Below are 24,805 nucleotides of genomic sequence, written 5' to 3' on the forward strand. Positions count from 1 at the left end.
GAACACGGAAGTTAAGCTCTCTAGCGCCGATGGTAGTTGGGACCTTGTCCCTGTGAGAGTAGGACGTCGCCAAGCAACTAAAAACACAAGTCATTTGACTTGTGTTTTTTTGTATTGTTAAAAAGAATGGGAAAGAAGTAATGGAAATACAAACACGTTGCCCAAGAGTTAATCATATTATATAAAAGATGGGTGTATATTTTTCTGTAAATTGTTAAGGATTAGAAGTATAAAATAGGTTCACTTAAATAGGGAGGGAAGATTATGAAATTACAAAGTGAAGTTTGTATTGTTTGTGAGACAAAAAGAAAAGCAGGTATATATGTTTATAATAATTTAATATGCCATGAATGTGAAAAGGATATGGTGAATACAGAGACAGATGATCCGAAATATATATATTATTTAAAGCAGCTTCGAAAATTAGAAGTATCATATTTTTAAATAGGCATATGCCTATTATTTTTTTTGTTCTGTATAATAGATAGAGAATGAATAATAAGGAAGAGATGTAGATGAATCAAAATCGTATGCCTTTATATGAGGCGTTAATAGAGTTTAAAGAAAGAGGGCCGTTATCCTTTCATGTTCCTGGTCATAAGAATGGTTTAAACTTCCCTCAGGAGGCAATAAGAGAGTTTAAAGGTATTCTATCTATTGATGTAACTGAATTAGCAGGACTAGATGATTTGCATAGTCCGTTTGAATGTATAGATGAGGCACAACAATTATTGGCTGAAGTTTATAATACAAAGAGAAGTTATTTTTTAATTAATGGTTCAACAGTCGGGAACTTAGCAATGATTTTGTCTTGTTGCGGGGAACATGATATTGTTCTTGTACAAAGAAATTGTCATAAATCAATTATTAATGGTTTAAAACTTGCAGGAGCAAATCCCATTTTTTTAGATCCATGGATTGATGAAGCTTATAACGTACCAGTGGGAGTTCGTAATGAAATTATTAAGAACGCAATTGGAAAGTATCCAAATGCAAAAGCACTTATTTTAACGCATCCTAATTATTATGGTATGGGGATGGATTTAGAGGCAAGCATCGCTTTTGCACATGCACATAAAATCCCTGTTTTGGTAGATGAGGCACATGGGGCACATCTATGTTTGGGAGAACCATTCCCGAAGTCAGCATTAACATATGGTGCAGATATTGTAGTTCATTCTGCACATAAAACATTACCCGCAATGACAATGGGTTCCTATTTACATATAAATAGTCATTTAGTAGACGAAGATAAGGTTACTACTTATTTAAGTATGCTACAATCTAGTAGTCCATCGTATCCAATTATGGCTTCCTTGGATATAGCACGCTTTACAATGGCGCGTATAAAAGAAGAAGGTCACAGTGAAATTGTTGAGTTTTTACGAAGATTTAAGGAACAATTACGTTCTATTCCCCAAATCGCCATTTTAGAATATCCGTTGCAAGATGAGTTAAAGGTCACCGTACAAACTCGTTGTCAGTTATCAGGGTACGAATTACAGTCTGTATTTGAAAAGGTCGGTATATATACAGAGATGGCTGATCCGTACAATGTCCTATTTATTTTACCGTTACAAGTAAATGAGGGATATATGAAGGTTATAGAGATGATCCGAGTAGCATTGCAACATTATGAGGTGAAAGACAAGAGGGAATCTATTCGTTATACTTATAATGGTGAATTCTCTCTTTTACCGTATACGTATAAACAACTAGACGGATATGAAACAAAGATAGTATCTATAGAAGATGCTGTTGGAATGATAGCGGCGGAAATGGTGATTCCGTATCCACCTGGAATTCCATTAATTATGTATGGAGAGAGAATTACTTCAGAGCATAAAGAGCAAATTATGTATTTAGAAAGAGCAGGAGCTCGTTTTCAAGGTAATACGAAATATATGAAAGTGTATGATATAGAAAGTAGGTTTTAGGATGAAGGGATTATTTGTAACAATTGAGGGCCCAGAAGGTTCAGGTAAAACAACGTTAATTAAAAGCTTATTGCCATATTTTGAACAAAAAGCACAAAAGGTAATGGCGACAAGGGAACCAGGCGGTATTGCAATTTCTGAGGACATTAGGACGATTTTACATAAACAAGAATATACGATGATGGAAGCACGTACAGAAGCGCTTCTTTATGCTGCTGCGCGTAGACAACATTTAGTAGAAAAAGTTATGCCAGCACTTAATGAGAACTACCTCGTGTTATGTGATCGTTTTATAGATAGCTCTTTAGCATACCAAGGCTATGCAAGAGGATTGGGTATGGATAAGGTATTTGAAATAAATCGTTTCGCAACAGAGGACTGTATGCCTAGTTTAACAATTTATCTAGACATTGAGCCTGAGGTTGGTTTGGCTCGGATTGAAAAAGATGCAGGACGTGAAGTAAATCGACTAGATATGGAAGATATCTCTTTCCATAAACGTGTGCGCGAAGGGTATTTACAAGTTGTAGAACGTTTCTCGGATCGTATTGTATTGGTAAATGCTGATCAACCGATGGAAAAACTTATAGAAGAAGTTGTTCAGATTATAGAAGATAAATTGTTATAATAGAAGGAAAGAATGAAATAAGTGAGGTATGCATTATGACGAAGACGTGGGAGCAGCTTTCTGCTATACAACCCATCGGTGTAAAAATGTTGATGAATAGCATTGCAAAAGAGCGTATATCCCACGCTTACTTGTTAGAGGGAGGGAAAGGGACAGGAAAGTTTGCGACAGCAATTCAAATGGCAAAGAGTTTCCTCTGTTCTGAGCGGAATGGAGTAGAGCCCTGCCATGTATGTACAAACTGTAAGCGAATTGATTCAGGTAACCACCCTAACTTACATATTGTAAAACCAGACGGATTATCTATTAAGAAGCAGCAAATTCATGATTTACAAGAAGAGTTTTCCAAAACAGGATTAGAGGCAAATAAAAAAATATATATTATTGAGCACGCAGATCGTATGACAGCAAATGCGGCAAATACACTTTTGAAATTTTTAGAAGAACCAAGTAGTGATACAACTGCTATTTTACTTACTGAACAAAGTCATCAAATTTTAAATACGATTTTATCTCGCTGCCAAGTTGTTACGTTTAGACCGTTACCTACGGAATCTTTAATTAGAAGATTACAGGATGAAGGGATTACAGCATCTTTATCGACACTTGCTGCTCAACTTACAAATAGTTTTGATGAAGCTTTAGCTTTATGTAGTGATGAATGGTTTGCACAAGCACGAGCTTTAGTGATAAAATTATGTGAAGCGCTCGAAAAAGATAAAACCTCTATTTTTTTTGTACAAGAAAAATGGGGAAAACACTTTGGAGAGAAAGAACAATTACAGCAAGGTTTAGATATGTTACTCCTTATTTATAAGGATTTATTATATGTTCAACTTGGAGAAGAAGATCGTCTTGTTTTTCATGAGCAGAAAGAGATGTTTGAATCGTTTTCCTATGCTCAGAAGCGCATTGTATCAGCTCTCTTTAATATATTAGAGGCAAAAAATAGAATCAACGCTAATGTAAATGCGCAGCTTGTGTTCGAACAGTTAGTGTTGCGGTTGCAGGAGGGATGACCGTTTTGTATGATGTAGTAGGTGTTCGCTTTAAGAAGGCCGGAAAGGTATATTACTTTGATCCAAACCAGTTCGATATCTCTGAAAATGAGTTTGTCATTGTAGAAACGGTAAGAGGTATTGAATACGGAAAAGTAGTTATTACCAAAAAACAAGTTGATGAAAACGACGTTGTATTACCGCTAAAAAAGGTTATTCGTATTGCAAATGAAAATGATCGTACCATTGTTGAAGAGAACAAACATGCTGCCAAAGAAGCATATCAAGTCTGTCAACAAAAGGTAGTAGAGCATAATCTTGATATGAAACTTGTAGATGTAGAGTATACATTCGATCGTAATAAGATTATTTTCTATTTTACTGCGGATGGTCGGATCGATTTCCGCGAACTAGTGAAGGACTTAGCCGCAATTTTTAGAACAAGAATTGAACTAAGACAAATTGGTGTTCGTGATGAAGCGAAGATGCTAGGTGGTATTGGTCCATGTGGTCGTATGCTTTGTTGTTCTACTTTTTTAGGGGATTTTGAACCTGTATCCATTAAAATGGCAAAGGATCAAAATTTATCATTAAATCCTGCAAAAATCTCTGGTTTATGTGGTCGCTTAATGTGTTGCTTAAAATATGAGAATGATGAATATGAGGCAGCAAAGGAACAACTTCCTGATTTAGATCAACGTATACAAACCCCGCATGGTACTGGCCGTGTTATCGGATTAAATATTTTAGAAAGATTAATTCAAGTGGAACTAGTAGACAAGGAACGGATAGTAGAATATACGTTAGATGAGTTAGTGAATAAAGGGGTCGTTTCGAGTCAAACCACAGATTAATGAGGTGGGTGCTTGTGGAGAAAAAAGATATTTTTGAATCGGTTTCTAGTATGGAAGAGCAAATTGGACATTTATATAAACAGTTGGGAGAGTTAAAACAGCATCTTGCAGAGTTGTTGGAAGAAAACCAGCATATAAAAATGGAAAATAACAATTTGCGACACCGTTTTGAAGAAGTGCAGAATAAAGAAAAACAAAAAACTCAAAAACGTAAAGAAGTGAAGCCGAAAACAGATATTGGTGAAGGCTATGACAATTTAGCGAGACTATATCAAGAAGGTTTTCATATTTGCAATCTACATTATGGAAGTGTACGTAAAGAGGGAGATTGTTTGTTCTGTCTTTCATTCTTAAATAAAAAGTGAAATTACCTTTCCAATTATAATTGGAAAGGTAATTTTTTATACATGAAATAGGGTAGGTTAAGGGTAAGAAAAGGAGCAGTATATGAATTTATATGAAGATGAACGTTTAGATTACTTATTAGCACAAGACATGAAGATTATACAAAGCCCATCAGTATTTAATTTTTCTTTAGATGCCGTTTTACTTGCAGATTTTGCATGGGTACCAATTCAAAAGGGGAATTTACTTGATTTGTGTACAGGTAACGCGGTTGTTCCCCTTCTATTAAGTACAAGAACAAAAGGAAATATTACTGGTGTGGAAATTCAAGAACGCTTATATGATATGGGAGTAAGAAGTGTTCAATACAATGGGTTGGAAGAAAGAATTCACCTCATACATGGAGATTTGAAAGATATGCCAGAGAAACTTGGGCGTCATCAATATGATGTTGTTACATGTAATCCACCATATTTTCAAACACCTCAAACTTCAGAGAAAAATATGAATGAACATTTAGCGATAGCTCGTCATGAAATTATGTGTACATTAGAAGATGTTGTATCTGCAAGTAGTCAGTTAGTAAAACAAGGTGGGAAAGTAGCGTTTGTACATCGTCCAGGGCGATTACTAGACATTGTCACATTAATGCGTAAATATAAAATTGAACCAAAGCGTGTGCAATTTGTTTATCCTAAGGTTGGAAAAGAAGCAAATACATTGTTAATTGAAGGAATTAAGGATGGAAATGCAGATTTGAAAATTTTACCGCCTCTCGTTGTATATGAGAACAATAACGAATATACAAAGGAGCTACGTTCAATTTTATATGGAGAAGAATAAGCACTTTTTTTATGTGGTAGAGTGCTCTGATGGAAGTTATTATGCTGGATATACAAACCATATAGAAAAGAGAATTCAGACTCATAATAGCGGCAAAGGGGCTAAGTATACACGCGTCAGGCTTCCTGTCGTTTTAAAATATGTAGAGACCCACGATGATAAGCGTACAGCTATGCAAGCGGAGTATTACTTTAAGCAATTAACGAGAAAACAAAAAGAGGCATATATGCAAAAAGGAGAACGCTATGTGGCAACAAAAAAGCTTTCAACAAAATGAAAAGGGAGTTTTATATTTAGTACCAACTCCTATTGGAAATCTAGAAGATATGACATTTCGTGCAATCCGAATTTTAAAAGAAGTTGATTTAATTGCTGCTGAAGATACGAGACAAACGAAAAAACTTTGTAATTATTTTGAAATTGAAACACCTGTCACGAGTTATCATGAGCACAATAAAGAAGTAAGTGGGAAGAAACTATTAGAGAAATTAGAGGATGGAAAGAATGTAGCACTTGTTAGTGACGCTGGTATGCCGTGTATTTCTGATCCAGGTTACGATATTGTCGTTGAGGCAGTAGCTGAGCAATATCATGTAATTCCGCTTCCTGGAGCAAATGCAGCCCTTACAGCATTAATTGCATCCGGTCTTGAAACAAAGCAGTTTTATTTCTATGGTTTCTTGCAGAGAAACAAAAAGGAACGGAAGATGGAGTTAGAAAAGCTTCGTTATGTACAAACTACAATGATGTTTTATGAAGCACCTCATCGTTTAGATGATACTTTAATTTCGATGCAGGAAGTGTTGGGAAATAGAGAGATTGTATTATGTCGAGAGTTAACGAAAAAATTTGAGGAATTTATTCGAGGAACAATCGAAGAAGCAATTGAGTGGACGAAGCAAAATGAAGTACGTGGTGAGTTTTGTATTTTAGTAGCTGGTTCAACAGAAGAACCTGCTCCAGAAGAACAATGGTGGGAATCTCTTTCGGTATATGATCATATTGAATATTATATAAATGAAAAAAGTATGAATTCAAAAGAAGCGATTAAAACAGTCGCTAAAGATCGAGATTTGTCGAAAAGAGATGTATATCAAATCTATCATGTCGATAAAAAATAAGCTTCTCATAATTGAGAAGCTTATTTTGCTGTTTCGATATAATCTTGAAGTTCGTTTAAGATTTGCTCAGCGCCTTCTTTGCTTAAGATGATTTTACCTTCAGCTAAAGAAAGGTTACCGTCAGATACTTCACCAGTTACTTGGCAAGTCATGTTTGGTTTATATTTCTTTAAGATGATTTTTTCGTCATCAACATAGATTTCAAGAGCGTCCTTTTCTGCAATACCTAAAGTACGGCGTAATTCGATTGGAATTACTACACGACCTAATTCATCAACTTTACGAACAATACCAGTAGATTTCATAATTTTTTTCCTCCTAAATAAATAGTTTATAAGTTTCGAGTCTATTTTTAGATTCGTCATTTTTCGACAAAATACCCTATGGACATATGATACCAATCATTTACATTTCCGTCAATTCTTAAATTCTATATTTTTTAAAAAGATTTATAGATTTCTTATTTCTTATATATAATAGATTGAGAGGAAATTCCACAATTATTTACATTATTTTCTGAAAAAATAATAAATTTAAAGTAGATATTGTATATTTTTTTGAAATATGAGCAATAGATGATAAAGATATCGAGTATTAAGACCTAAATTGAAAATTAGGTTGGCGTAAAGAAGAAAAGTTAGATTTGGGCTGCTCGTAAAAGCCAAATTAACGTGGGCTAATAATTAGTGGGGAGGAACAAAAACCCTACTGATTAAAGTTTCACTTTATATATGAGTTTTTGATATACTGTTTATAAATACATATGAGGTTATTCGGGAGGTCCAAAACAATGACAGAGGAAAATAAGTCCTTTTATATTACTACCCCAATTTATTATCCAAGTGGAAAATTACACATTGGACATGCTTATACGACAGTAGCAGGAGATGCGATGGCACGATATAAGCGTATGCAAGGTTATAATGTGCATTATTTAACAGGAACTGATGAACATGGACAGAAGATCCAAAAGAAAGCAGAAGAGTTAAATATTACGCCACAGGCATATGTTGATAACATTGTTGCAGGAATTAAAGAGCTTTGGGAGAAGATGGATATTTCTTATGATGATTTTATTCGTACAACTGAAGATCGTCATAAAGATGTTGTCGAAAAAATCTTTAAACAATTAGTAGATCAAGGTGACATTTATCTTGATGAATATGAAGGTTGGTATTCTGTACAAGATGAGACGTTCTATACAGAGCATCAATTAGTAGATCCAATTATGGAAGGCGACAAAGTAGTTGGAGGAAAAAGCCCAGATAGTGGTCATGATGTAGAACTTGTTCGTGAAGAATCTTATTTCTTTAGAATGGGTAAATATGTCGACAGACTATTAAAGTTCTATGAAGATAATCCACATTTCATTCAGCCGGAGTCTCGTAAAAATGAAATGATTAATAATTTTATTAAACCAGGATTAGAAGATTTAGCAGTTTCTCGTACTTCATTTGACTGGGGAGTTCGTGTTCCTGGTAACCCAAAACACGTTATTTACGTATGGGTTGACGCATTATCTAACTATATTACGGCGTTAGGTTATGGAACAGCAAATGAAGAGAAATATAAAAAATTCTGGCCTGCAGATGTGCATTTAGTTGGGAAAGAAATTGTTCGTTTCCATACAATTTATTGGCCGATAATTTTAATGGCATTAGATTTACCTCTTCCGAAGAAAGTCTTTGCTCATGGCTGGATTTTAATGAAGGATGGAAAGATGAGTAAGTCAAAAGGAAACGTAGTAGATCCAGTTACATTAATCGATCGTTACGGATTAGATGCATTACGTTATTACTTACTTCGTGAAGTTCCATTTGGATCTGATGGCGTATTTACACCAGAAGGATTTGTGGAGCGTATTAATTTCGACTTAGCAAATGACTTAGGTAATTTATTAAATCGTACAGTAGCTATGATTGATAAGTACTTTAACGGAGAAATCCCTGCATTTAAAGCAAATGTGACGGAATTTGATGAAACGTTAGTAGCGTTTGCACAAGATACTTTGAAAAAAGTAGAAGAAGCAATGGAGAATATGGAGTTCTCTGTAGCGTTAGGATCTATTTGGCAACTAGTTAGTCGTACGAATAAATATATTGATGAAACACAACCATGGGTATTAGCAAAAGATGAGAATGATCGTGAAAAGTTAGCCTCTGTAATGGCTCATTTAGCAGAAGTACTTCGTCAAACAGGTATTATGCTTATGCCATTCTTAACAGTAGCACCAAGCAAGATGTTTGCTCAGCTTGGCCTTACTGATGAAGCTCATAAATCTTGGGAAAGTCTATCTACAATTGGCTGCATTCCAGCTGGAACAAAAGTAGAAAAAGGAAACCCAATTTTCCCTCGTTTAGAAATGGAAGTGGAAGTAGAGTACATTAAAGAACAAATGAAAAGCTCTGCTCCTAAAGTAGAAGAGAAAAAAGAAGAAGAACCGAAGGCAGAAGAAATTACAATTGATGATTTCTTTAAAGTAGAATTACGCGTAGCTGAAGTACTATCTGCTGAACCTGTGAAAAAAGCAGACAAGCTGTTAAAAATTCAACTAGACTTAGGTACAGAAAAGCGTCAAGTTGTTTCTGGAATTGCAAAATTCTATTCGCCGGAAGACTTAAAAGGTAAAAAGGTTATTTGTGTAACAAACTTAAAACCTGTAAAATTACGCGGTGAATTATCGCAAGGTATGATTTTAGCGGGTGAAGAGAATGGCGTATTGTCATTAGCATCAATTGACCAAAATCTACCAAATGGTACAAAAATCAAGTAATTAAGACAAGAAAAGAGATGTTTCACGTGTAACATGTGTGAAGCGTCTTTTTTCTTTTTACACTCTCTATTTTTGCATTAAGATTGTAGTATTGTTATCGTTAAGTTATTAAAGAACTTATTTTTGTAGAATAAACTGGATTTCAATATAAAAGGAGTTATGTATTATGTTGTTTGATACACATTCACATTTGAATGCAGAGCAATTTGAAGGAGATTTGCAAGAGGTTATTGCCCGAATGAAAGAAGCGGGAGTTACTTATACAGTTGTTGTTGGTTTTGATGAGGTAACGATAAAAAAGGCAATGGAATTAGCTGAAGCCTATGATTTTATTTACGCTGCGGTTGGGTGGCACCCAGTTGATGCAATCGACATGACAGAAGAACATTTAGCTTGGTTAGAAGAACTTGCTTCTCATCCTAAAGTCGTTGCACTTGGAGAAATGGGCTTAGATTATCACTGGGATAAGTCTCCAAAAGAAATACAGAAAGAAGTATTCCGTAAACAAATTGCATTAGCGAAAAAAGTAAAATTGCCGATTATTATACATAACCGCGATGCAACTCAAGATATTGTTGATATTCTAGAAGAAGAGAATGCAGCTGAAGTAGGAGGCATTATGCATTGCTTTAGCGGCAGCGTAGAGGTAGCAGAGCGATGTGTTGATATGAACTTTTTAATTTCGTTAGGTGGACCAGTTACATTTAAAAACGCTAAGAAGCCGAAAGAGGTTGCTACGGAGATTCCATTGGAGAAATTGTTAATAGAGACGGATTGTCCGTATTTAACACCGCATCCATTTCGAGGGAAACGAAATGAACCGAGTTATGTAAAACTCGTAGCAGAAGAAATTGCGAATTTAAAAGGAATTTCTTATGAGGAAGTAGCAGAAATGACAACTAAAAATGCAAAAGCTTTATTTGGTGTTGAATAAAAAAGAATGGGGAAACCTGTTCTTTTTTATTTTGAGAAAAACTAGTAGAAGTGATGAAGAAAATAAATGTGAATGATGAAGTGTTACAATAAGGACAGAGAACAAAGATTTTTCTATTCTATTTTTTAAAATATAAGAATGGGGAAAATAATAATGGAAAAGTCGTCATTTTTTTGTTTTACTAAGTAGAGACGAAATGAGTGTGGAGGCAAGCATGAAAATAAAAGAGATTATCGTTGTAGAAGGTAAAGATGATACAGTTGCGATTAAGCGTGCTGTTGATGCGGATACAATTGAAACGAACGGTTCAGCAATCGGTGATCATGTTATTGAGCAAGTTAAATTAGCGCAGCAAAAAAGGGGCGTTATTATTTTCACAGATCCGGATTATCCTGGAGAGCGTATTCGAAAAATTATTTCTGACAAGGTTCCTGGCTGTAAGCATGCCTTTTTACCGAAGGAAGAAGCGCTTGCTAAAAGGAAAAAGGGTGTTGGAATCGAACACGCTTCTAATGAGTCGATTCGCCGCGCTCTAGAGAATATACATGAAGAAATGGAAGCTTACACAAGTGAAATTAGTTGGAGTGATTTAGTCGATGCAGGCTTAGTGGGCGGAGAAATGGCAAAGAGCCGCAGAGAAAGAATGGGTAAGCTATTAAAGATTGGTTATACAAATGCAAAACAGTTACATAAACGATTACAGATGTTTCAAGTTTCAAAGGAATCATTTGCAGAAGCTTATAAGCAAGTAATACAGGAGGAAAAAAAATGAAGGATATCGCAACGCCAAATCGTACAAAAGACATTGTTGAAAAGTATGGATTTTCATTCAAAAAAAGTTTAGGACAAAACTTTTTAATTGATACAAATGTATTAAATCGTATTGTCGATCATGCAGAAATTGGTTCAGAAAGTGGTGCAATTGAAATTGGACCAGGTATTGGTGCATTAACAGAGCAATTAGCAAAGCGTGCTAAAAAAGTAGTGGCTTTTGAAATTGATCAAAGACTATTACCAATTTTAGATGAGACGTTAGCGCCATATGGTAACGTTACAGTTATTAATAAAGACGTACTAAAAGCAGATGTACATGAAGTATTTAATGAGCAATTTGAAGAAGGGCAAGATGTAATGGTAGTAGCTAACTTACCATACTATATTACAACGCCAATTTTATTTAAATTGCTTGAAGAAAAGTTACCAGTTCGTGGATTTGTTGTTATGATGCAAAAAGAAGTTGGAGATCGTTTAGCTGCTAAACCTGGAACGAAAGAGTATGGTTCTTTATCGATTGCCATTCAGTATTATACAGAGGTTGAAACAGTTATGACTGTACCGCGTACAGTGTTTGTACCACAGCCAAACGTTGATTCTGCAATTATCCGCCTTCTAAAGCGTCCTAAACCGGTTGTAGAGGTGACAGATGAAACGTTCTTCTTTGAAGTAGTACGAGCAAGTTTCGCACAGCGCCGTAAAACTTTAATGAATAATTTATCAAATAATTTAAATGGTTTCCCGAAAGATAAGGAGTTATTGGATCGAATTTTAACAGAAGTAGGAATTGATCCAAAGCGAAGAGGCGAAACGCTATCTATTGAAGAGTTTGCAACATTAAGTAATGCATTAGTTCTTCATAAATTATCATAAGAATATGAAAGGGACAGTTCAACTTGAACTGTCCCTTTTGTCACCTTTCTCTCTCTAAATTCATACTTTAAAAACAGGTAAGATGGCCTAATGAGTTTGGAGGTAGGAGAATGGTTTTACATGTTGGAGAATTAGTGGAACGATATTCTCATAAGAGGGATATTCTTTTTCGTATTATAGAAATAAAAGGTGAGATAGCTATATTGTTTGGAGAGGAAATTAGACTGGTGGCGGATGCGCCACTTGAAGATTTAATTAGTATAGATCAAAGAGAACATAAAAAAAGGGTGAAGCGTGAGAAAGAAACAATGGAGCGCACGTATCGTTTGTTTCAACAAGATTATGTACTGATGAAACAAAGGCATGAACATACTTCAACTGGTGGATACACAAGTGAGGTGAATTATTTTCAAATGCCGGGACGTGTATTGCATATAGATGGAGACCCTTTATATTTGCGCAAGTGCTTAGACTTATATAACAAAATTGGCGTTCCTGTTCAAGGTATTCATTGTAAAGAAACGGAGATGCATGAAAAAGTAGTAGACTTAATAGATCACTTTCGCCCAGACATTCTCGTTATTACAGGGCATGATGCATATACAAAATCAAAAGGAGTGAAGGGAGATTTAGCGGCATATAGGCATTCAAGGCATTTTGTACAGGCTGTTCGTGAAGTGCGAAAAAAATATCCATCACTGGATCAACTTGTTATTTTTGCTGGGGCATGTCAATCACATTTTGAGGCACTAATTCGTGCAGGGGCCAATTTCGCTAGTTCACCATCTAGAATTAATATTCATGCACTAGATCCTGTATATGTAGTTGGTAAAATTAGTTTTACTTCATTTATGGAGAGAGTCAATGTATGGGATGTCGTACGTAATACAATTACTGGTGAAAAGGGACTAGGTGGAATTGAAACGAGAGGGATTTTACGAACGGGATTACCTTTTCAACATTACGAAGAGTAAGCAGGATACATATGTATCTTGCTTTTTTGTATGGAAGGATTTAAATGAATTTGGATAAAAAGAGGTAAGAACGTACAGACTACGTAATGATACTTTTACAATATAGTATTTCTTCTATCTATTCAAACGCAGGATGATATTAGCTGTGAATCGCGGTTAATAATTAGGATAGATATATCGTGCTTTAAGTGTTCAATCTAAATTACAGCGAGGTGTAGCGAAGTATATGTCAAAACGTTTAGATGAAATTAAAAGCGAATTAGATCACCATCTTGGACAACGACTTATGTTAAAAGCAAATAGTGGAAGAAGAAAAACTGTGGAGCAATCAGGTGTACTAGCAGAAACATACCGTTCCGTTTTTGTTGTACAATTGGATCAACAAGAAGATGCGTTGCAACGTGTATCTTATAGTTATGCAGATGTTTTAACAGAGACAGTAGAGTTAACATTTTATGGAGACCCTCATAATGAGGTCATTTTATAATCCGTATATCATTACATATATTCCCATAAATGAAAAGCTATATTATTTTGCATACTAACTATACCGTAGCAAAATAAGGAGGGACTCTGCATTGAGTAGACGAAGAGGTGTCATGTCAAACCAATTTAAAGAAGAGCTAGCAAAAGAGCTTGGCTTTTATGATGTTGTTCAGAAAGAAGGATGGGGCGGAATTCGTGCGAAAGATGCTGGTAACATGGTGAAACGTGCTATAGAAATTGCAGAACAGCAATTAATGAAACGAAACCAGTAGTTGTAAGATACTTTCTATGCTACGGTAGCCGAGGAGACATTCCTCGGCTTTTTGTACTCTAAAAGGTGCCATCATTTTACATAAGTAGTTTCATTCTGAATGCTTTTCGTTATAATTAGGGAAGTGTCATCGTCTTACTATAAATTTATGGTAAAATAAACGATAAAAGATTGAGTACATAGAGTGGGTGAATAGATTGAAGCTACTAGTGAAAGCACCAGCAAAGATTAATCTGTCGTTAGATGTACTGGGAAAAAGACAAGACGGATATCATGAAGTGAAAATGATTATGACAACCATTGATTTAGCAGATCGTCTAGAACTAACGGAATTAGCAGAAGACCGTATTGAAATTTTATCCCATAATCGGTATGTCCCAGACGACCAACGAAATTTAGCTTATCAGGCAGCGAAATTATTAAAAGAGAAGTTTAATGTAAAAAAAGGTGTATCTATTACTATTGAAAAAACGATTCCAGTAGCAGCTGGATTAGCAGGTGGAAGTAGTGATGCAGCAGCGACATTACGTGGTCTTAATAAATTATGGAATTTAGGGCTTACAATTGATGAGTTAGCAGAGCTTGGCGCAGAAATTGGATCAGATGTATCGTTCTGTGTATACGGAGGCACAGCAATTGCCACTGGAAGAGGAGAGAAAATTGAGCATATAAAGACTCCGCCTTCTTGTTGGGTTATTTTAGCGAAACCACATATAGGTGTATCTACTGCTGATGTGTATGGAAATTTAAAGTTAAATCGAGTTACACATCCAAATGTAGATAAAATGGTTGATGTCATAAATTCTGGTGATTATAAAGGAATTTGTGATACTGTTGGTAACGTTTTAGAAGATGTAACATTTGGAATGCATCCTGAAGTTGCCCGTATTAAATCACAGATGAAGCGATTTGGAGCGGATGCTGTATTAATGAGTGGAAGTGGTCCAACTGTATTCGGACTTGTACACCATGATTCACGAATGCATCGCATTTATAACGGATTAAAAGGATTTTGTGAACAAGTCTATGCGGTACGTTTATTAGGAGAGCGAGAAACGCTTGAATAAAGACGTATAATACGTTATGATTTGTTTAGAATATTCGTGATTTGAGGTGAGAGTATGAAAATTAGAAGAAGTACAAGGTTAGTCGATATGACTTATTACTTGCTACAAAACCCTCGTCAGCTAGTATCTCTCACTTTTTTTGCTGAAAGGTATCAATCGGCTAAGTCTTCCATTAGTGAAGATTTAGTTATTATTAAGCAAACGTTTGAACAACAAGGGGTCGGCACATTGCAAACGATACCAGGAGCAGCAGGAGGAGTGAAATATATACCGTATATAAGTGAAGAAGAGGCAGATCTAATTATTGATGAGCTTTGTGGCTTATTTGAAAACCCAGATCGTATTTTGCCTGGCGGTTACTTATACATGACAGATTTATTGAGTAATCCTCGCCATATTAATGGCGCAGGTCGTTTGTTTGCTTCTGTTTTTGCTAGGCAACCAATTGATGCAGTTATGACGGTGGCAACGAAAGGGATTCCACTTGCTTATGCAGTGGCAAATTACTTAGATGTACCAGTTGTAATTGCAAGGAAAGATAATAAGGTAACAGAAGGTCCGACTGTTAGTATTAACTATGTGTCGGGTTCTTCTAAACGAATTCAAACAATGACGTTAGCAAAACGCAGTCTTCCAGAAGGGTCGAATGTTTTAATTATTGATGACTTCATGAAAGCTGGCGGAACAATTCAAGGTATGATGAGTATGTTAGAAGAGTTCAAGGCTAATGTTGTTGGTATTGGTGTATTAGTAGAATCCACAGATATTGAAGAACGACTAATTAATAATTTTGTATCATTAATTCGTCTATCGGAAGTTGATGTGAAAGAAAAAACGATTCAAGTGGAAAAAGGGAATTATTCTCTTGCGCCATTTGATGAAGGGCTTGTAGAGGCGGAATAAAAGATAGAGCAGATAGCTCTATCTTTTTTTATTTTATTTATAGATTATAAAATAGGTGGACAAACTGCCTTTCGTACACTATTTTTAAAGAGTAAAATAAATAATAAAAGGGTGAAAAGTATGAAAGTTGTTCAAACAAGCAAGGCACCACAAGCAATTGGACCTTATTCACAGGGGATTATTGTAAATAACATGTTCTATAGCTCAGGACAAATTCCATTGACGGCAAATGGGGAGCTTGTAACAGGAGATGTAACAGTACAAACAGAACAAGTATTTCAAAATTTACAAGCGGTATTAGAGGAAGCAGGTGCTTCATTTGATACAGTCGTAAAAACAACAGTATTTTTAAAGGACATGGATGATTTTAATGCTGTGAATGAAGTGTATAGCTCTTATTTCTCTACTCATAAACCAGCTCGATCTTGTGTGCAAGTAGCAAAATTACCGAAAGATGTTTCCGTTGAAATTGAAGTAATCGCCCTAGTTAAGTAACCTTTTGTAAGCGATAACCTCCACTAATCTCTATATTCAACTACTTTAAAAATTTTTATCTTAAAAATTTTTAAAAAATTAAAGGGAAAATAGAAAATTTGTGGAATTTATACAAATATATCGCTTATTTAGAAAAGGGTGGTGAACACAAGATGGAAGTGACTGACGTAAGATTACGCCGCGTAAACACAGAAGGCCGCATGAGAGCAATTGCCTCTATTACTCTAGACCATGAATTTGTTGTTCATGATATTCGTGTAATTGATGGTAATAATGGATTATTTGTAGCAATGCCAAGTAAACGTACTCCAGATGGAGAGTTCCGTGACATTGCACATCCAATTAATTCTGGTACACGCTCTAAAATTCAAGATGCGGTTTTAACAGAGTATCATCGTTTAGGCGAGTTAGAAGAGGTTGAGTTTGAAGAAGCAGGTGCTTCGTAAAATTCGAATGAAAAGGGCTTTTGACAAAAAGCCTTATAATTTTGTAGCAAACTCCTGTAAGCATTTACAGGAGTTTGTTTTTTTTGCTTTATATTTGGAAACTGCATAATTTATTAACATAAAAAGAAGAAACTACTAATTTTTTCAAAATCATTTTAAATAGTATAGCTTATTTCTTAAAAAAGATACTAAAGAGTAAAACATCTTATAAGAATTATGGTAAAATTTAATAGTTAAAATGTGTTTCTTGAAATATATGATGATTTAGGATAATATCTTTAATGGATAAATAGGTTGCGATGGAGGGTCTATATGTCAAACAGATTTGCAGTGATTCTAGCTGCAGGTAAAGGCACACGTATGAAGTCTAAGCTATACAAAGTGCTGCATCCTGTATGTGGAAAACCTATGGTACAACACGTAGTCGATCAAGTATCTCAATTAGGATTGCAGAAACTTGTAACGGTTGTTGGACATGGTGCTGAAATGGTACAAGAACAGCTAGGGAACGTAAGTGAGTTTGCATTACAAGCAGAACAACTTGGTACAGCACATGCTGTAGATCAAGCTGCAAGTGTACTTGCAAATGAAGAAGGAACAACTTTAGTTATTTGTGGTGATACGCCTCTAATAACTGCTGAAACAATGGAAGCATTACTTCAGCAACATAAAGAAGCAGGAGCAATGGCGACGGTGCTAACAGCATACATAGAAGAGCCTGCTGGATATGGCCGTATTGTTCGTAATGAGAATGGTCATGTTGAAAAGATTGTTGAGCATAAAGATGCAAATGAGAAAGAATTAGCTATTAAAGAAATCAATACAGGTACGTATTGTTTTGATAATAAGGCTTTATTTGCTTCACTTTCTAAAGTTTCAAATGATAACGTGCAAGGTGAATATTACCTTCCAGATGTTATTGAGATTTTAAAAAATGAAGGTCATATCGTATCAGCTTATCAAACAGAGCAGTTCGACGAAACGTTAGGTGTTAACGACAGAGTCGCTCTATCGCAAGCGGAAATTATTATGAAAAACCGTATCAACCGAAAGAACATGGTAAACGGTGTTACAATTATTGATCCAAGTAACACTTATATTTCTGCTGATGCAGTTATCGGTAGTGATACAGTTCTTCATCCAGGAACAATTATTGAGGGGAACACTGTAATTGGCTCTGATTGTGAAATTGGACCGCATACAGTAATTCGCGATAGTGAAATTGGAGATCGTACGACAATTCGACAATCTACTGTACATGATAGTAAGCTTGGTACAGAAGTATCGGTTGGTCCATTTGCACATATTCGCCCAGATTCAGTTATTGGAGACGAAGTACGCGTTGGAAACTTCGTGGAAATCAAAAAAACTGTCTTTGGTAATAGAAGTAAAGCTTCACACTTGAGTTATATCGGGGATGCACAAGTTGGAGAAGACGTGAATCTTGGTTGTGGTTCAATTACGGTGAACTATGACGGTAAGAATAAATTCAAAACTGTGATTGGTAATGGGGTATTTATTGGATGTAATTCAAACCTTGTTGCTCCAGTAACAGTTGAAGATGGTGCTTATGTGGCAGCAGGCTCTACAATTACAGAGAATGTTCCATCAAAAGCATTATCGGTAGCACGTGCACGTCAAGTTAACAAAGAAGACTATGTTGATCAATTGCTGAATAAGAAAAAATCATAATGTGGAGGGTTAATCTAGATGTCGACTCAATATCTAAATTCTAATTTGAAAGTATTCTCTTTAAACTCTAATAAGGAACTTGCTGAGCAGATTGCAAAGCATATTGGAGTAGGGCTAGGAAAATGTTCTGTTGATCGTTTTAGTGATGGAGAAGTTCAAATTAACATTGAAGAAAGTATCCGTGGTTGCGATGTATTCATTATTCAATCTACAAGCTTCCCAGTAAACGAACATATCATGGAATTACTTATTATGATTGATGCATTAAAACGTGCATCTGCGAAAACAATTAATATTGTTATTCCTTACTATGGTTATGCGCGTCAAGACCGTAAAGCGCGTTCTCGTGAACCAATTACATCGAAACTTGTAGCAAACTTGCTTGAAACAGCAGGTGCAACTCGTGTAATCACTCTAGATTTACATGCTCCACAAATTCAAGGGTTCTTTGATATCCCAATCGACCACTTAATGGGTGTACCGATTCTTTCAGATTACTTTGAAACAAAAGGTCTTAAAGATATCGTAATCGTGTCTCCTGACCATGGTGGTGTAACTCGTGCAAGAAAAATGGCAGATCGTCTAAAAGCGCCAATCGCTATTATTGATAAGCGTCGTCCTCGCCCGAATGTATCAGAGGTAATGAACATTATCGGTAATATTGAAGGTAAAACAGCGATTTTAATTGATGACATCATTGATACAGCTGGTACAATTACATTAGCAGCAAACGCTCTTGTTGAGAACGGTGCTTCTGAAGTATATGCTTGCTGTACACACCCAGTATTATCTGGTCCAGCAATTGAGCGTATTCAAAATTCAAATATTAAAGAGTTAGTTGTAACGAACTCTATCGTATTACCAGAAGAGAAGAAAATCGACAAAGTACATGAACTTTCAGTTGCTCCATTAATCGGAGAAGCAATCATTCGTGTATACGAAGAAGAATCTGTGAGTGTATTATTCAATTAATTGGATAGAATGAGACGTAACCAAAATTGGTTACGTCTTTTCGTATCGAAAAAAGAAAGTAGTGGTACAAGAATGAAATTGATAGTAGGACTTGGGAACCCAGGTAGAGAATATGAATTAACAAGGCATAATATTGGATTTATGGCCATTGATGAACTTGCGAAGCGTTGGAACATTTCTTTGAATGAACAAAAATTTAAAGGTGTATTTGGTGCAGGGTTTGTTAATGGAGAAAAGGTAATCTTATTAAAGCCGCTAACATACATGAACTTATCTGGGGAAAGTATTCGTCCACTCATGGATTATTATAAAATTGATGTTGAGGACTTCGTTGTTATGTACGACGATTTGGACATTCCTGTAGGTAAATTGCGTCTTCGCATGAAAGGTAGTGCTGGTGGACATAATGGTGTAAAGTCAACGATTTCGCACCTAGGAACACAAGAATTTCAACGTATCCGTATGGGAATCGATCGCCCGAAAAATGGAATGAAGGTAGTCGATTATGTATTAGGACGCTTTACATCTGAAGAGATTCCGGATGTTAACCATTCTATTGAAAAAGCAGCGGATGCATGTGAAGAGTGGCTAAATAAGCCTTTTCTCCAAATCATGAATACTTTCAATAGTTAAAAATGAGATTGGGAATATTTCTCTTTTGTTTTACCCATACTAGTAGTAATTGAATTTTTAGGAGGCTAGTATGGAAGGGTATTATTATTGCAGACACTGCGGAGGTAATGTAGGCTCCATTAACGCAGAAAAAGTATATAGCGACGTTTTATTTCAACTAACAGAGCAAGAAGTAGTAGAAATGATTCATTTTCATGAGAATGGAAATATATATATAAAAACGATTTGTGAATCGTGTCAAGAAACGCTCGCATCTTATCCCGAGTATTATGAGTATGAAAAATTTCTGCAATAAAATGTTGTCGCTTTGGCATGTCCAAAGCATTTTTCTGTTTTCCTTTTCCAAAATATTTGCATAAAATAGAATGACTTGCTCTTTATGTTGAGAGGAGTTTTAAAAATGATAGGTTTATTAGAGCAATTTTATAAAAATGAAGAGATACAATCGGTTATTAATGGATTAGAAGATGGGTTAAAAGAACAACTTATATCAGGGATGGCAACGTCTTCTCGTTCATTATTAATGGCGGCTTTATATAAAAAAACAAAAAAATCACAATTAATCGTGACGCATAACTTATACCAAGCACAAAAAGTACATGAAGATTTAGTGGCGTTACTTGGTGAAAAAGATGTGTGGTTATATCCAGTGAATGAACTGATAGCATCGGAAATTGGAGTTGCAAGTCCAGAATTGAAGGCGCAACGTATAGAAGTGTTAAATCGCTTGGCTGCGGGAGAGAATGGAATCATTGTAGCGCCAGTGGCAGGATTGCGTAGATTTTTACCAATAAAAGAATTGTGGAAGCAAAAGCAAGTTGAAATCAATCTAGGGCAAGAGATTGATTTAGATGCGCTCTTGCATACTTTACATCATATTGGCTATGAACGTAAGTCGATGGTAGAAGCTCCAGGGGAGTTCAGTTTGCGTGGGGGAATATTAGATATTTATCCTTTAACTGAAGAACTACCATTTCGTATTGAATTCTTTGATACAGAAGTCGATTCTATTCGATTATTTGATGTGGATGAACAGCGTTCTCAAGGTAAAAAAGAAAGCGTTAGGTTTGGTCCAGCAACAGAGTTTTTATTTTCACAGGAAGAATTAAAATCAGGAATTCAGCATCTTGAAGAAGGTTTGACTAAGACGATGCAAAAACTTTCTGATGATAAACTAAAGACTACAGTGCTTGAGACGGTAAGTCATGAAATTGAGATGTTGAAAAACGGGCAAAGTATAGAACAGATGTTTAAATACTTATCTATTTTCTATAAAGAACCTGCTAGTCTGATAGATTATTTACCAGAAGACGGTGTTGTAATTTTAGACGAGATTTCCCGTATTCAAGAAACAGCATCGCATCTTGAAACAGAAGAGGCGGAATGGTATATATCACTTCTTGGTGAAGGAACAATTATTCAAGATTTATCTTTCTCTCACCCATTCGAGGGGTTTCTTCATCATAAAAAAAGAAGTTTTGTATATTTAACGTTATTCTTGCGTCATATCGCACACACACATCCGCAAAATATTGTTAATGTAACATGTAAAACAATGCAAGATTTCCATGGACAGATGAATTTGTTAAAAACAGAAATTGATAGATGGAATGAAGGGCATTTTACGACTGTTGTACTTGGAACAGATGATGAACGTGTGAAAAAATTACAACATATTTTAAGTGATTATGATATTGAGGCAGATATTGTAGAAGGTACAGATATTTTATTGCCTGGAAGGTTACAAATTGCTGTAGGTGATTTACATGCAGGTTTTGAAATGCCGATGCAAAAGCTTGTTGTCATTACTGAAAAGGAGCTTTTTCATAAGAAAGTTAAAAAATCACAACGTAAACAAAAGTTATCGAATGCTGAACGTATTAAAAGTTATTCGGAATTAAAAGTTGGAGATTATGTAGTTCATGTAAATCATGGTATAGGTAAATTTTTAGGTATTGAGACATTAGAGATTAATGGTGTTCATAAAGATTATTTAAATATTAAATATCAAGGTAATGATAAGCTATACGTTCCAATTGAACAAATTGATCAAGTTCAAAAATATGTAGGATCTGAAGGTAAGGATCCGAAAGTTTATAAATTAGGTGGTAATGATTGGAAGAAGGTTAAAACGAAAGTTGAAAAATCTGTACAAGACATTGCGGATGACCTAATTAAACTATATGCCGAGCGCGAAGCTTCAAAAGGCTATGCATATACGCCAGATACGGCAGAACAACAAGAGTTCGAATCATCTTTCCCGTATCAAGAGACAGAGGATCAGTTACGTTCTATTGACGAGATTAAAAAAGATATGGAACGCGGACGCCCAATGGATAGGCTCCTTTGTGGTGACGTAGGATATGGAAAGACTGAAGTGGCTATTCGTGCGGCATTTAAAGCAATTATGGATGAAAAACAAGTTGCAATTTTAGTACCGACAACGATTCTTGCGCAGCAACACTATGAAACAATTCGAGAGCGTTTTCAAGATTATCCGATCAATATAGGCTTATTAAGTAGATTCCGTACGAGAAAACAACAAAATGAAACAATTAAGGGCTTAAAGGATGGAACAGTAGATATTGTAATCGGAACACATCGTATTTTATCTAAAGATGTTACGTATAAAGATTTAGGGCTTCTTATTATTGATGAAGAACAAAGATTTGGTGTAACACATAAAGAAAAAATTAAACAATTGAAGGCGAATGTTGACGTATTAACATTAACGGCAACTCCGATTCCGCGGACGCTTCATATGTCTATGCTTGGTGTGCGCGACTTATCTGTTATTGAGACACCACCAGAAAATCGTTTCCCAGTCCAAACGTATGTAGTAGAGTATAATCCAGCATTAATACGAGAGGCGATAGAGCGAGAGCTTGCAAGAGGTGGTCAAGTTTACTTCCTATATAACCGTGTAGAGGATATTGAAAGAAAAGCGGATGAAATTTCGATGTTAGTTCCAGATGCCCGCGTAACGTACGCACATGGGAAAATGAACGAAAGCGAATTAGAGTCTGTTATGCTATCATTTTTAGAAGGACAGCATGATGTTCTTGTAAGTACAACAATTATTGAGACGGGTGTAGATATTCCGAATGTAAATACGTTAATTGTATTTGATGCAGATCGTATGGGATTATCACAGTTGTATCAGCTTCGTGGGCGTGTTGGACGTTCTAATCGTGTTGCATATGCATACTTTGCATATAAACGTGACAAAGTGCTGTCAGAGGTTGCAGAGAAGCGTCTACAAGCAATTAAAGAGTTCACGGAACTTGGATCTGGTTTCAAAATTGCGATGAGAGATTTATCTATTCGTGGAGCAGGTAATTTGTTAGGGGCAGAACAGCATGGATTTATTGATTCTGTCGGATTTGATTTATATTCTCAAATGTTAAAAGATGCAATTGAACAGCGTAGAGGAACAGATGGGGCTGAAAATATAGTTAATGTTGAAATTGACTTAGAGGTAGATGCATATTTACCAGATGCTTATATTTCAGATAGTAAGCAAAAAATTATGATGTATAAACAATTTAGAGGTGTTTCTGCAATTGAGGATATTGAAGAATTGCAGGAAGAAATGATCGATAGATTTGGCGATTATCCACAAGAAGTTGGTTATTTATTACAAATTGCAAATATTAAAGTGTTGGCAATGAAAGAACAAATTGAATTAATTAAGCAGAATAAATTTGAAGTAACATTCCTGTTTTCTGAACAAGCAAGCCAAAATATTGATGGTGGAAAATTATTCATGCTCGGAAATAGTTTTGGACGTATGATCGGTTTAGGAATGGAAGGATCACAATTGAAAATTGTTATGAAAACAAATGGCTTAGAGACATCGAAGTGGTTAACAATTGCTGAAAATTTATTAAAAGGCTTACCAGATGTAAAAAAAGAAGTAATAAATGCCTAAAATAAGATAAAAAAATACAATTCGACGTGCATAGAAGAACTAATGTGTAAAATACTATGTCTAACAGTTGGTGATTTTTACATGAACAGGTAAATTCACCACTTTGATCATCAGTAGAAAGTGAGGCAGCATTAGAATGAAAGCAACTGGAATCGTACGTCGAATTGATGATTTAGGCAGGGTAGTAATCCCGAAGGAAATTCGTAGAACCTTACGTATTCGAGAAGGAGACCCACTAGAAATATTTGTTGATCGCGATGGAGAGGTAATTTTAAAGAAGTATTCTCCAATTAGTGAGCTAGGTGATTTTGCAAAAGAATATGCTGATGCTTTATATGACAGCTTAGGACATAATGTGCTTGTGTGTGATCGAGATTCTATCATCGCAGTATCAGGCGTATCGAAAAAAGAATACTTAAATAAAAGTGTTGGCGATCTAATTGAAAAAACGATGGAAGAACGAAAGTCTGTTATTATGACGGATGAAAGTGATATTTCCATTATTGATGGTGTAACAGAAAAGGTTCATTCTTATACAGTTGGACCGATTGTTGCAAACGGAGATCCGATTGGAGCCGTCATTATTTTCTCAAAAGAAGCCATTATAAGCGAGATCGAGCATAAAGCGGTTAATACTGCTGCCAGTTTCTTAGCGAAACAAATGGAACAGTAAGGGTATATTGATTTTAGAAGTAGCAATCTTTCCTAATTATGATCTTTCTTTTTGAGAAATCAATTATTTGGAGATATATGTATATTGAATGAAGGTAGCACTTTGCTACCTTTTTTCGTTGAATATTTTTAACATGTAGGAACTCATTATTACCCGTGTTGGTAAGGGAGTTTGTTCTTTTC

General features: G+C 35.5%; 27 protein-coding genes. 26 read left to right on the top strand and 1 reads right to left on the bottom strand.

Features of this window, described 5'->3' with window-relative positions; genetic code table 11:
- The first annotated feature begins 264 nt into the window (after window positions 1-264).
- The 9 genes from ACTFP3_RS28660 to rsmI all read left to right on the top strand — a co-directional run bounded on the left by ACTFP3_RS28660 (window position 265) and on the right by rsmI (window position 6,726).
- On the top strand, window positions 265-444 hold the full coding sequence (locus ACTFP3_RS28660; protein WP_326036451.1) for a sigma factor G inhibitor Gin: 180 nt from the start codon (window positions 265-267) through the stop codon (window positions 442-444).
- Window positions 445-515: 71 nt separating this feature from the next.
- Window positions 516-1,937, top strand: coding sequence for an aminotransferase class I/II-fold pyridoxal phosphate-dependent enzyme (locus ACTFP3_RS28665; protein WP_001075299.1), 1,422 nt, complete (start codon window positions 516-518; stop codon window positions 1,935-1,937).
- A gap of 1 nt (window position 1,938) precedes the next feature.
- A complete protein-coding gene (gene tmk / locus ACTFP3_RS28670; protein WP_000677218.1) occupies window positions 1,939-2,565 on the top strand; it encodes a dTMP kinase in 627 nt (208 codons plus the stop codon).
- Window positions 2,566-2,600: 35 nt separating this feature from the next.
- Window positions 2,601-3,584 (top strand): DNA polymerase III subunit delta', encoded by a 984-nt coding sequence (gene holB / locus ACTFP3_RS28675; protein ID WP_000169561.1) that lies wholly within the window; start codon window positions 2,601-2,603, stop codon window positions 3,582-3,584.
- 5 nt (window positions 3,585-3,589) lie between these two features.
- Window positions 3,590-4,417 (top strand): PSP1 domain-containing protein, encoded by an 828-nt coding sequence (locus ACTFP3_RS28680; RefSeq protein WP_000272429.1) that lies wholly within the window; start codon window positions 3,590-3,592, stop codon window positions 4,415-4,417.
- Window positions 4,418-4,431: 14 nt separating this feature from the next.
- Window positions 4,432-4,782 carry a DNA replication initiation control protein YabA gene (gene yabA / locus ACTFP3_RS28685; RefSeq protein ID WP_000412063.1) on the top strand — a complete coding sequence of 117 codons (351 nt, stop codon included), beginning with the start codon at window positions 4,432-4,434 and terminating at the stop codon, window positions 4,780-4,782.
- A gap of 82 nt (window positions 4,783-4,864) precedes the next feature.
- Window positions 4,865-5,605 (top strand): tRNA1(Val) (adenine(37)-N6)-methyltransferase, encoded by a 741-nt coding sequence (locus tag ACTFP3_RS28690; protein ID WP_001055366.1) that lies wholly within the window; start codon window positions 4,865-4,867, stop codon window positions 5,603-5,605.
- On the top strand, window positions 5,592-5,882 hold the full coding sequence (locus ACTFP3_RS28695) for a GIY-YIG nuclease family protein (protein ID WP_000414350.1): 291 nt from the start codon (window positions 5,592-5,594) through the stop codon (window positions 5,880-5,882). The genes ACTFP3_RS28690 and ACTFP3_RS28695 overlap by 14 nt, the downstream gene beginning before the upstream one ends.
- Window positions 5,851-6,726 (top strand): 16S rRNA (cytidine(1402)-2'-O)-methyltransferase, encoded by an 876-nt coding sequence (gene rsmI / locus ACTFP3_RS28700; RefSeq protein WP_000267821.1) that lies wholly within the window; start codon window positions 5,851-5,853, stop codon window positions 6,724-6,726. The genes ACTFP3_RS28695 and rsmI overlap by 32 nt, the downstream gene beginning before the upstream one ends.
- Window positions 6,727-6,746: 20 nt before the next feature.
- On the opposite strand, the gene ACTFP3_RS28705 is transcribed toward rsmI, so the two are convergent.
- Complete coding sequence (locus ACTFP3_RS28705; RefSeq protein ID WP_000843036.1) at window positions 6,747-7,031, bottom strand: AbrB/MazE/SpoVT family DNA-binding domain-containing protein; 285 nt, start codon at window positions 7,029-7,031, stop codon at window positions 6,747-6,749.
- Window positions 7,032-7,516: 485 nt separating this feature from the next.
- On the opposite strand from ACTFP3_RS28705, the gene metG reads away from it, so the two are divergent.
- The 17 genes from metG (at window position 7,517) to spoVT (ending at window position 24,623) form a co-directional block, all read left to right on the top strand.
- Window positions 7,517-9,499, top strand: a complete 1,983-nt coding sequence (gene metG / locus ACTFP3_RS28710) for a methionine--tRNA ligase (protein ID WP_000134132.1) — start codon at window positions 7,517-7,519, stop codon at window positions 9,497-9,499.
- A 166-nt stretch (window positions 9,500-9,665) separates the two neighbouring features.
- The gene (locus tag ACTFP3_RS28715) at window positions 9,666-10,433 is read left to right on the top strand and encodes a TatD family hydrolase (protein ID WP_006915843.1); all 768 of its coding nucleotides are present in this window, start codon (window positions 9,666-9,668) and stop codon (window positions 10,431-10,433) included.
- 214 nt (window positions 10,434-10,647) lie between these two features.
- Window positions 10,648-11,205 (top strand): ribonuclease M5, encoded by a 558-nt coding sequence (gene rnmV, locus ACTFP3_RS28720; RefSeq protein WP_000692835.1) that lies wholly within the window; start codon window positions 10,648-10,650, stop codon window positions 11,203-11,205.
- Window positions 11,202-12,080: a 16S rRNA (adenine(1518)-N(6)/adenine(1519)-N(6))-dimethyltransferase RsmA gene (gene rsmA / locus ACTFP3_RS28725; RefSeq protein ID WP_000651548.1), complete on the top strand. Its 879-nt coding sequence runs from the start codon at window positions 11,202-11,204 to the stop codon at window positions 12,078-12,080. Before rnmV ends, rsmA begins: the two co-directional genes overlap by 4 nt.
- A 110-nt stretch (window positions 12,081-12,190) precedes the next feature.
- A complete protein-coding gene (gene yabG, locus ACTFP3_RS28730; protein WP_000242868.1) occupies window positions 12,191-13,054 on the top strand; it encodes a sporulation peptidase YabG in 864 nt (287 codons plus the stop codon).
- A gap of 226 nt (window positions 13,055-13,280) precedes the next feature.
- Window positions 13,281-13,541, top strand: a complete 261-nt coding sequence (veg, locus tag ACTFP3_RS28735) for a biofilm formation stimulator Veg (protein WP_000044347.1) — start codon at window positions 13,281-13,283, stop codon at window positions 13,539-13,541.
- A 91-nt stretch (window positions 13,542-13,632) separates the two neighbouring features.
- Entirely contained in the window at window positions 13,633-13,812 is a 180-nt protein-coding gene (gene sspF, locus ACTFP3_RS28740) for an acid-soluble spore protein SspF (RefSeq protein ID WP_002094215.1), read from the top strand.
- Window positions 13,813-14,008: 196 nt separating this feature from the next.
- Window positions 14,009-14,878, top strand: coding sequence for a 4-(cytidine 5'-diphospho)-2-C-methyl-D-erythritol kinase (gene ispE, locus ACTFP3_RS28745; protein WP_000772104.1), 870 nt, complete (start codon window positions 14,009-14,011; stop codon window positions 14,876-14,878).
- Between the two features lie 54 nt (window positions 14,879-14,932).
- Window positions 14,933-15,781, top strand: coding sequence for a pur operon repressor (gene purR / locus ACTFP3_RS28750; RefSeq protein ID WP_000702466.1), 849 nt, complete (start codon window positions 14,933-14,935; stop codon window positions 15,779-15,781).
- 120 nt (window positions 15,782-15,901) lie between these two features.
- Complete coding sequence (locus ACTFP3_RS28755; RefSeq protein WP_000869815.1) at window positions 15,902-16,276, top strand: RidA family protein; 375 nt, start codon at window positions 15,902-15,904, stop codon at window positions 16,274-16,276.
- A 152-nt stretch (window positions 16,277-16,428) separates the two neighbouring features.
- Complete coding sequence (gene spoVG / locus ACTFP3_RS28760) at window positions 16,429-16,722, top strand: septation regulator SpoVG (protein WP_000454041.1); 294 nt, start codon at window positions 16,429-16,431, stop codon at window positions 16,720-16,722.
- 312 nt (window positions 16,723-17,034) lie between these two features.
- Window positions 17,035-18,414: a bifunctional UDP-N-acetylglucosamine diphosphorylase/glucosamine-1-phosphate N-acetyltransferase GlmU gene (glmU, locus tag ACTFP3_RS28765; protein WP_000071041.1), complete on the top strand. Its 1,380-nt coding sequence runs from the start codon at window positions 17,035-17,037 to the stop codon at window positions 18,412-18,414.
- An 18-nt stretch (window positions 18,415-18,432) separates the two neighbouring features.
- Window positions 18,433-19,386 carry a ribose-phosphate diphosphokinase gene (locus ACTFP3_RS28770; RefSeq protein ID WP_000107420.1) on the top strand — a complete coding sequence of 318 codons (954 nt, stop codon included), beginning with the start codon at window positions 18,433-18,435 and terminating at the stop codon, window positions 19,384-19,386.
- A 72-nt stretch (window positions 19,387-19,458) separates the two neighbouring features.
- On the top strand, window positions 19,459-20,019 hold the full coding sequence (gene pth, locus ACTFP3_RS28775; protein WP_000767702.1) for an aminoacyl-tRNA hydrolase: 561 nt from the start codon (window positions 19,459-19,461) through the stop codon (window positions 20,017-20,019).
- 70 nt (window positions 20,020-20,089) lie between these two features.
- Window positions 20,090-20,314: an anti-sigma-F factor Fin family protein gene (locus tag ACTFP3_RS28780; protein WP_000399438.1), complete on the top strand. Its 225-nt coding sequence runs from the start codon at window positions 20,090-20,092 to the stop codon at window positions 20,312-20,314.
- A gap of 105 nt (window positions 20,315-20,419) precedes the next feature.
- Complete coding sequence (gene mfd, locus ACTFP3_RS28785; protein WP_000579686.1) at window positions 20,420-23,950, top strand: transcription-repair coupling factor; 3,531 nt, start codon at window positions 20,420-20,422, stop codon at window positions 23,948-23,950.
- A 136-nt stretch (window positions 23,951-24,086) separates the two neighbouring features.
- A complete protein-coding gene (spoVT, locus tag ACTFP3_RS28790) occupies window positions 24,087-24,623 on the top strand; it encodes a stage V sporulation protein T (protein ID WP_000648302.1) in 537 nt (178 codons plus the stop codon).
- The last annotated feature ends 182 nt before the right edge of the window (window positions 24,624-24,805 follow it).

It is taken from the genome of Bacillus cereus group sp. MYBK5-2 (assembly GCF_051915685.1).
Classification (GTDB): Bacteria; Bacillota; Bacilli; order Bacillales; family Bacillaceae_G; genus Bacillus_A; species Bacillus_A cereus.

What these genes read in the sequence shown, in the direction of transcription:
- ACTFP3_RS28660 (WP_326036451.1), top strand. Translation starts at nt 265, where the DNA reads ATGAAATTACAAAGTGAAGTTTGTATTGTTTGTGAGACAAAAAGAAAA.
- ACTFP3_RS28665 (WP_001075299.1), top strand. Translation starts at nt 516, where the DNA reads ATGAATCAAAATCGTATGCCTTTATATGAGGCGTTAATAGAGTTTAAA.
- tmk (WP_000677218.1), top strand. Translation starts at nt 1,939, where the DNA reads ATGAAGGGATTATTTGTAACAATTGAGGGCCCAGAAGGTTCAGGTAAA.
- holB (WP_000169561.1), top strand. Translation starts at nt 2,601, where the DNA reads ATGACGAAGACGTGGGAGCAGCTTTCTGCTATACAACCCATCGGTGTA.
- ACTFP3_RS28690 (WP_001055366.1), top strand. Translation starts at nt 4,865, where the DNA reads ATGAATTTATATGAAGATGAACGTTTAGATTACTTATTAGCACAAGAC.
- ACTFP3_RS28695 (WP_000414350.1), top strand. Translation starts at nt 5,592, where the DNA reads ATGGAGAAGAATAAGCACTTTTTTTATGTGGTAGAGTGCTCTGATGGA.
- rsmI (WP_000267821.1), top strand. Translation starts at nt 5,851, where the DNA reads ATGTGGCAACAAAAAAGCTTTCAACAAAATGAAAAGGGAGTTTTATAT.
- ACTFP3_RS28705 (WP_000843036.1), bottom strand. Translation starts at nt 7,031, where the DNA reads ATGAAATCTACTGGTATTGTTCGTAAAGTTGATGAATTAGGTCGTGTA.
- metG (WP_000134132.1), top strand. Translation starts at nt 7,517, where the DNA reads ATGACAGAGGAAAATAAGTCCTTTTATATTACTACCCCAATTTATTAT.
- ACTFP3_RS28715 (WP_006915843.1), top strand. Translation starts at nt 9,666, where the DNA reads ATGTTGTTTGATACACATTCACATTTGAATGCAGAGCAATTTGAAGGA.
- rnmV (WP_000692835.1), top strand. Translation starts at nt 10,648, where the DNA reads ATGAAAATAAAAGAGATTATCGTTGTAGAAGGTAAAGATGATACAGTT.
- rsmA (WP_000651548.1), top strand. Translation starts at nt 11,202, where the DNA reads ATGAAGGATATCGCAACGCCAAATCGTACAAAAGACATTGTTGAAAAG.
- yabG (WP_000242868.1), top strand. Translation starts at nt 12,191, where the DNA reads ATGGTTTTACATGTTGGAGAATTAGTGGAACGATATTCTCATAAGAGG.
- veg (WP_000044347.1), top strand. Translation starts at nt 13,281, where the DNA reads ATGTCAAAACGTTTAGATGAAATTAAAAGCGAATTAGATCACCATCTT.
- purR (WP_000702466.1), top strand. Translation starts at nt 14,933, where the DNA reads ATGAAAATTAGAAGAAGTACAAGGTTAGTCGATATGACTTATTACTTG.
- ACTFP3_RS28755 (WP_000869815.1), top strand. Translation starts at nt 15,902, where the DNA reads ATGAAAGTTGTTCAAACAAGCAAGGCACCACAAGCAATTGGACCTTAT.
- spoVG (WP_000454041.1), top strand. Translation starts at nt 16,429, where the DNA reads ATGGAAGTGACTGACGTAAGATTACGCCGCGTAAACACAGAAGGCCGC.
- glmU (WP_000071041.1), top strand. Translation starts at nt 17,035, where the DNA reads ATGTCAAACAGATTTGCAGTGATTCTAGCTGCAGGTAAAGGCACACGT.
- ACTFP3_RS28770 (WP_000107420.1), top strand. Translation starts at nt 18,433, where the DNA reads ATGTCGACTCAATATCTAAATTCTAATTTGAAAGTATTCTCTTTAAAC.
- pth (WP_000767702.1), top strand. Translation starts at nt 19,459, where the DNA reads ATGAAATTGATAGTAGGACTTGGGAACCCAGGTAGAGAATATGAATTA.
- ACTFP3_RS28780 (WP_000399438.1), top strand. Translation starts at nt 20,090, where the DNA reads ATGGAAGGGTATTATTATTGCAGACACTGCGGAGGTAATGTAGGCTCC.
- mfd (WP_000579686.1), top strand. Translation starts at nt 20,420, where the DNA reads ATGATAGGTTTATTAGAGCAATTTTATAAAAATGAAGAGATACAATCG.
- spoVT (WP_000648302.1), top strand. Translation starts at nt 24,087, where the DNA reads ATGAAAGCAACTGGAATCGTACGTCGAATTGATGATTTAGGCAGGGTA.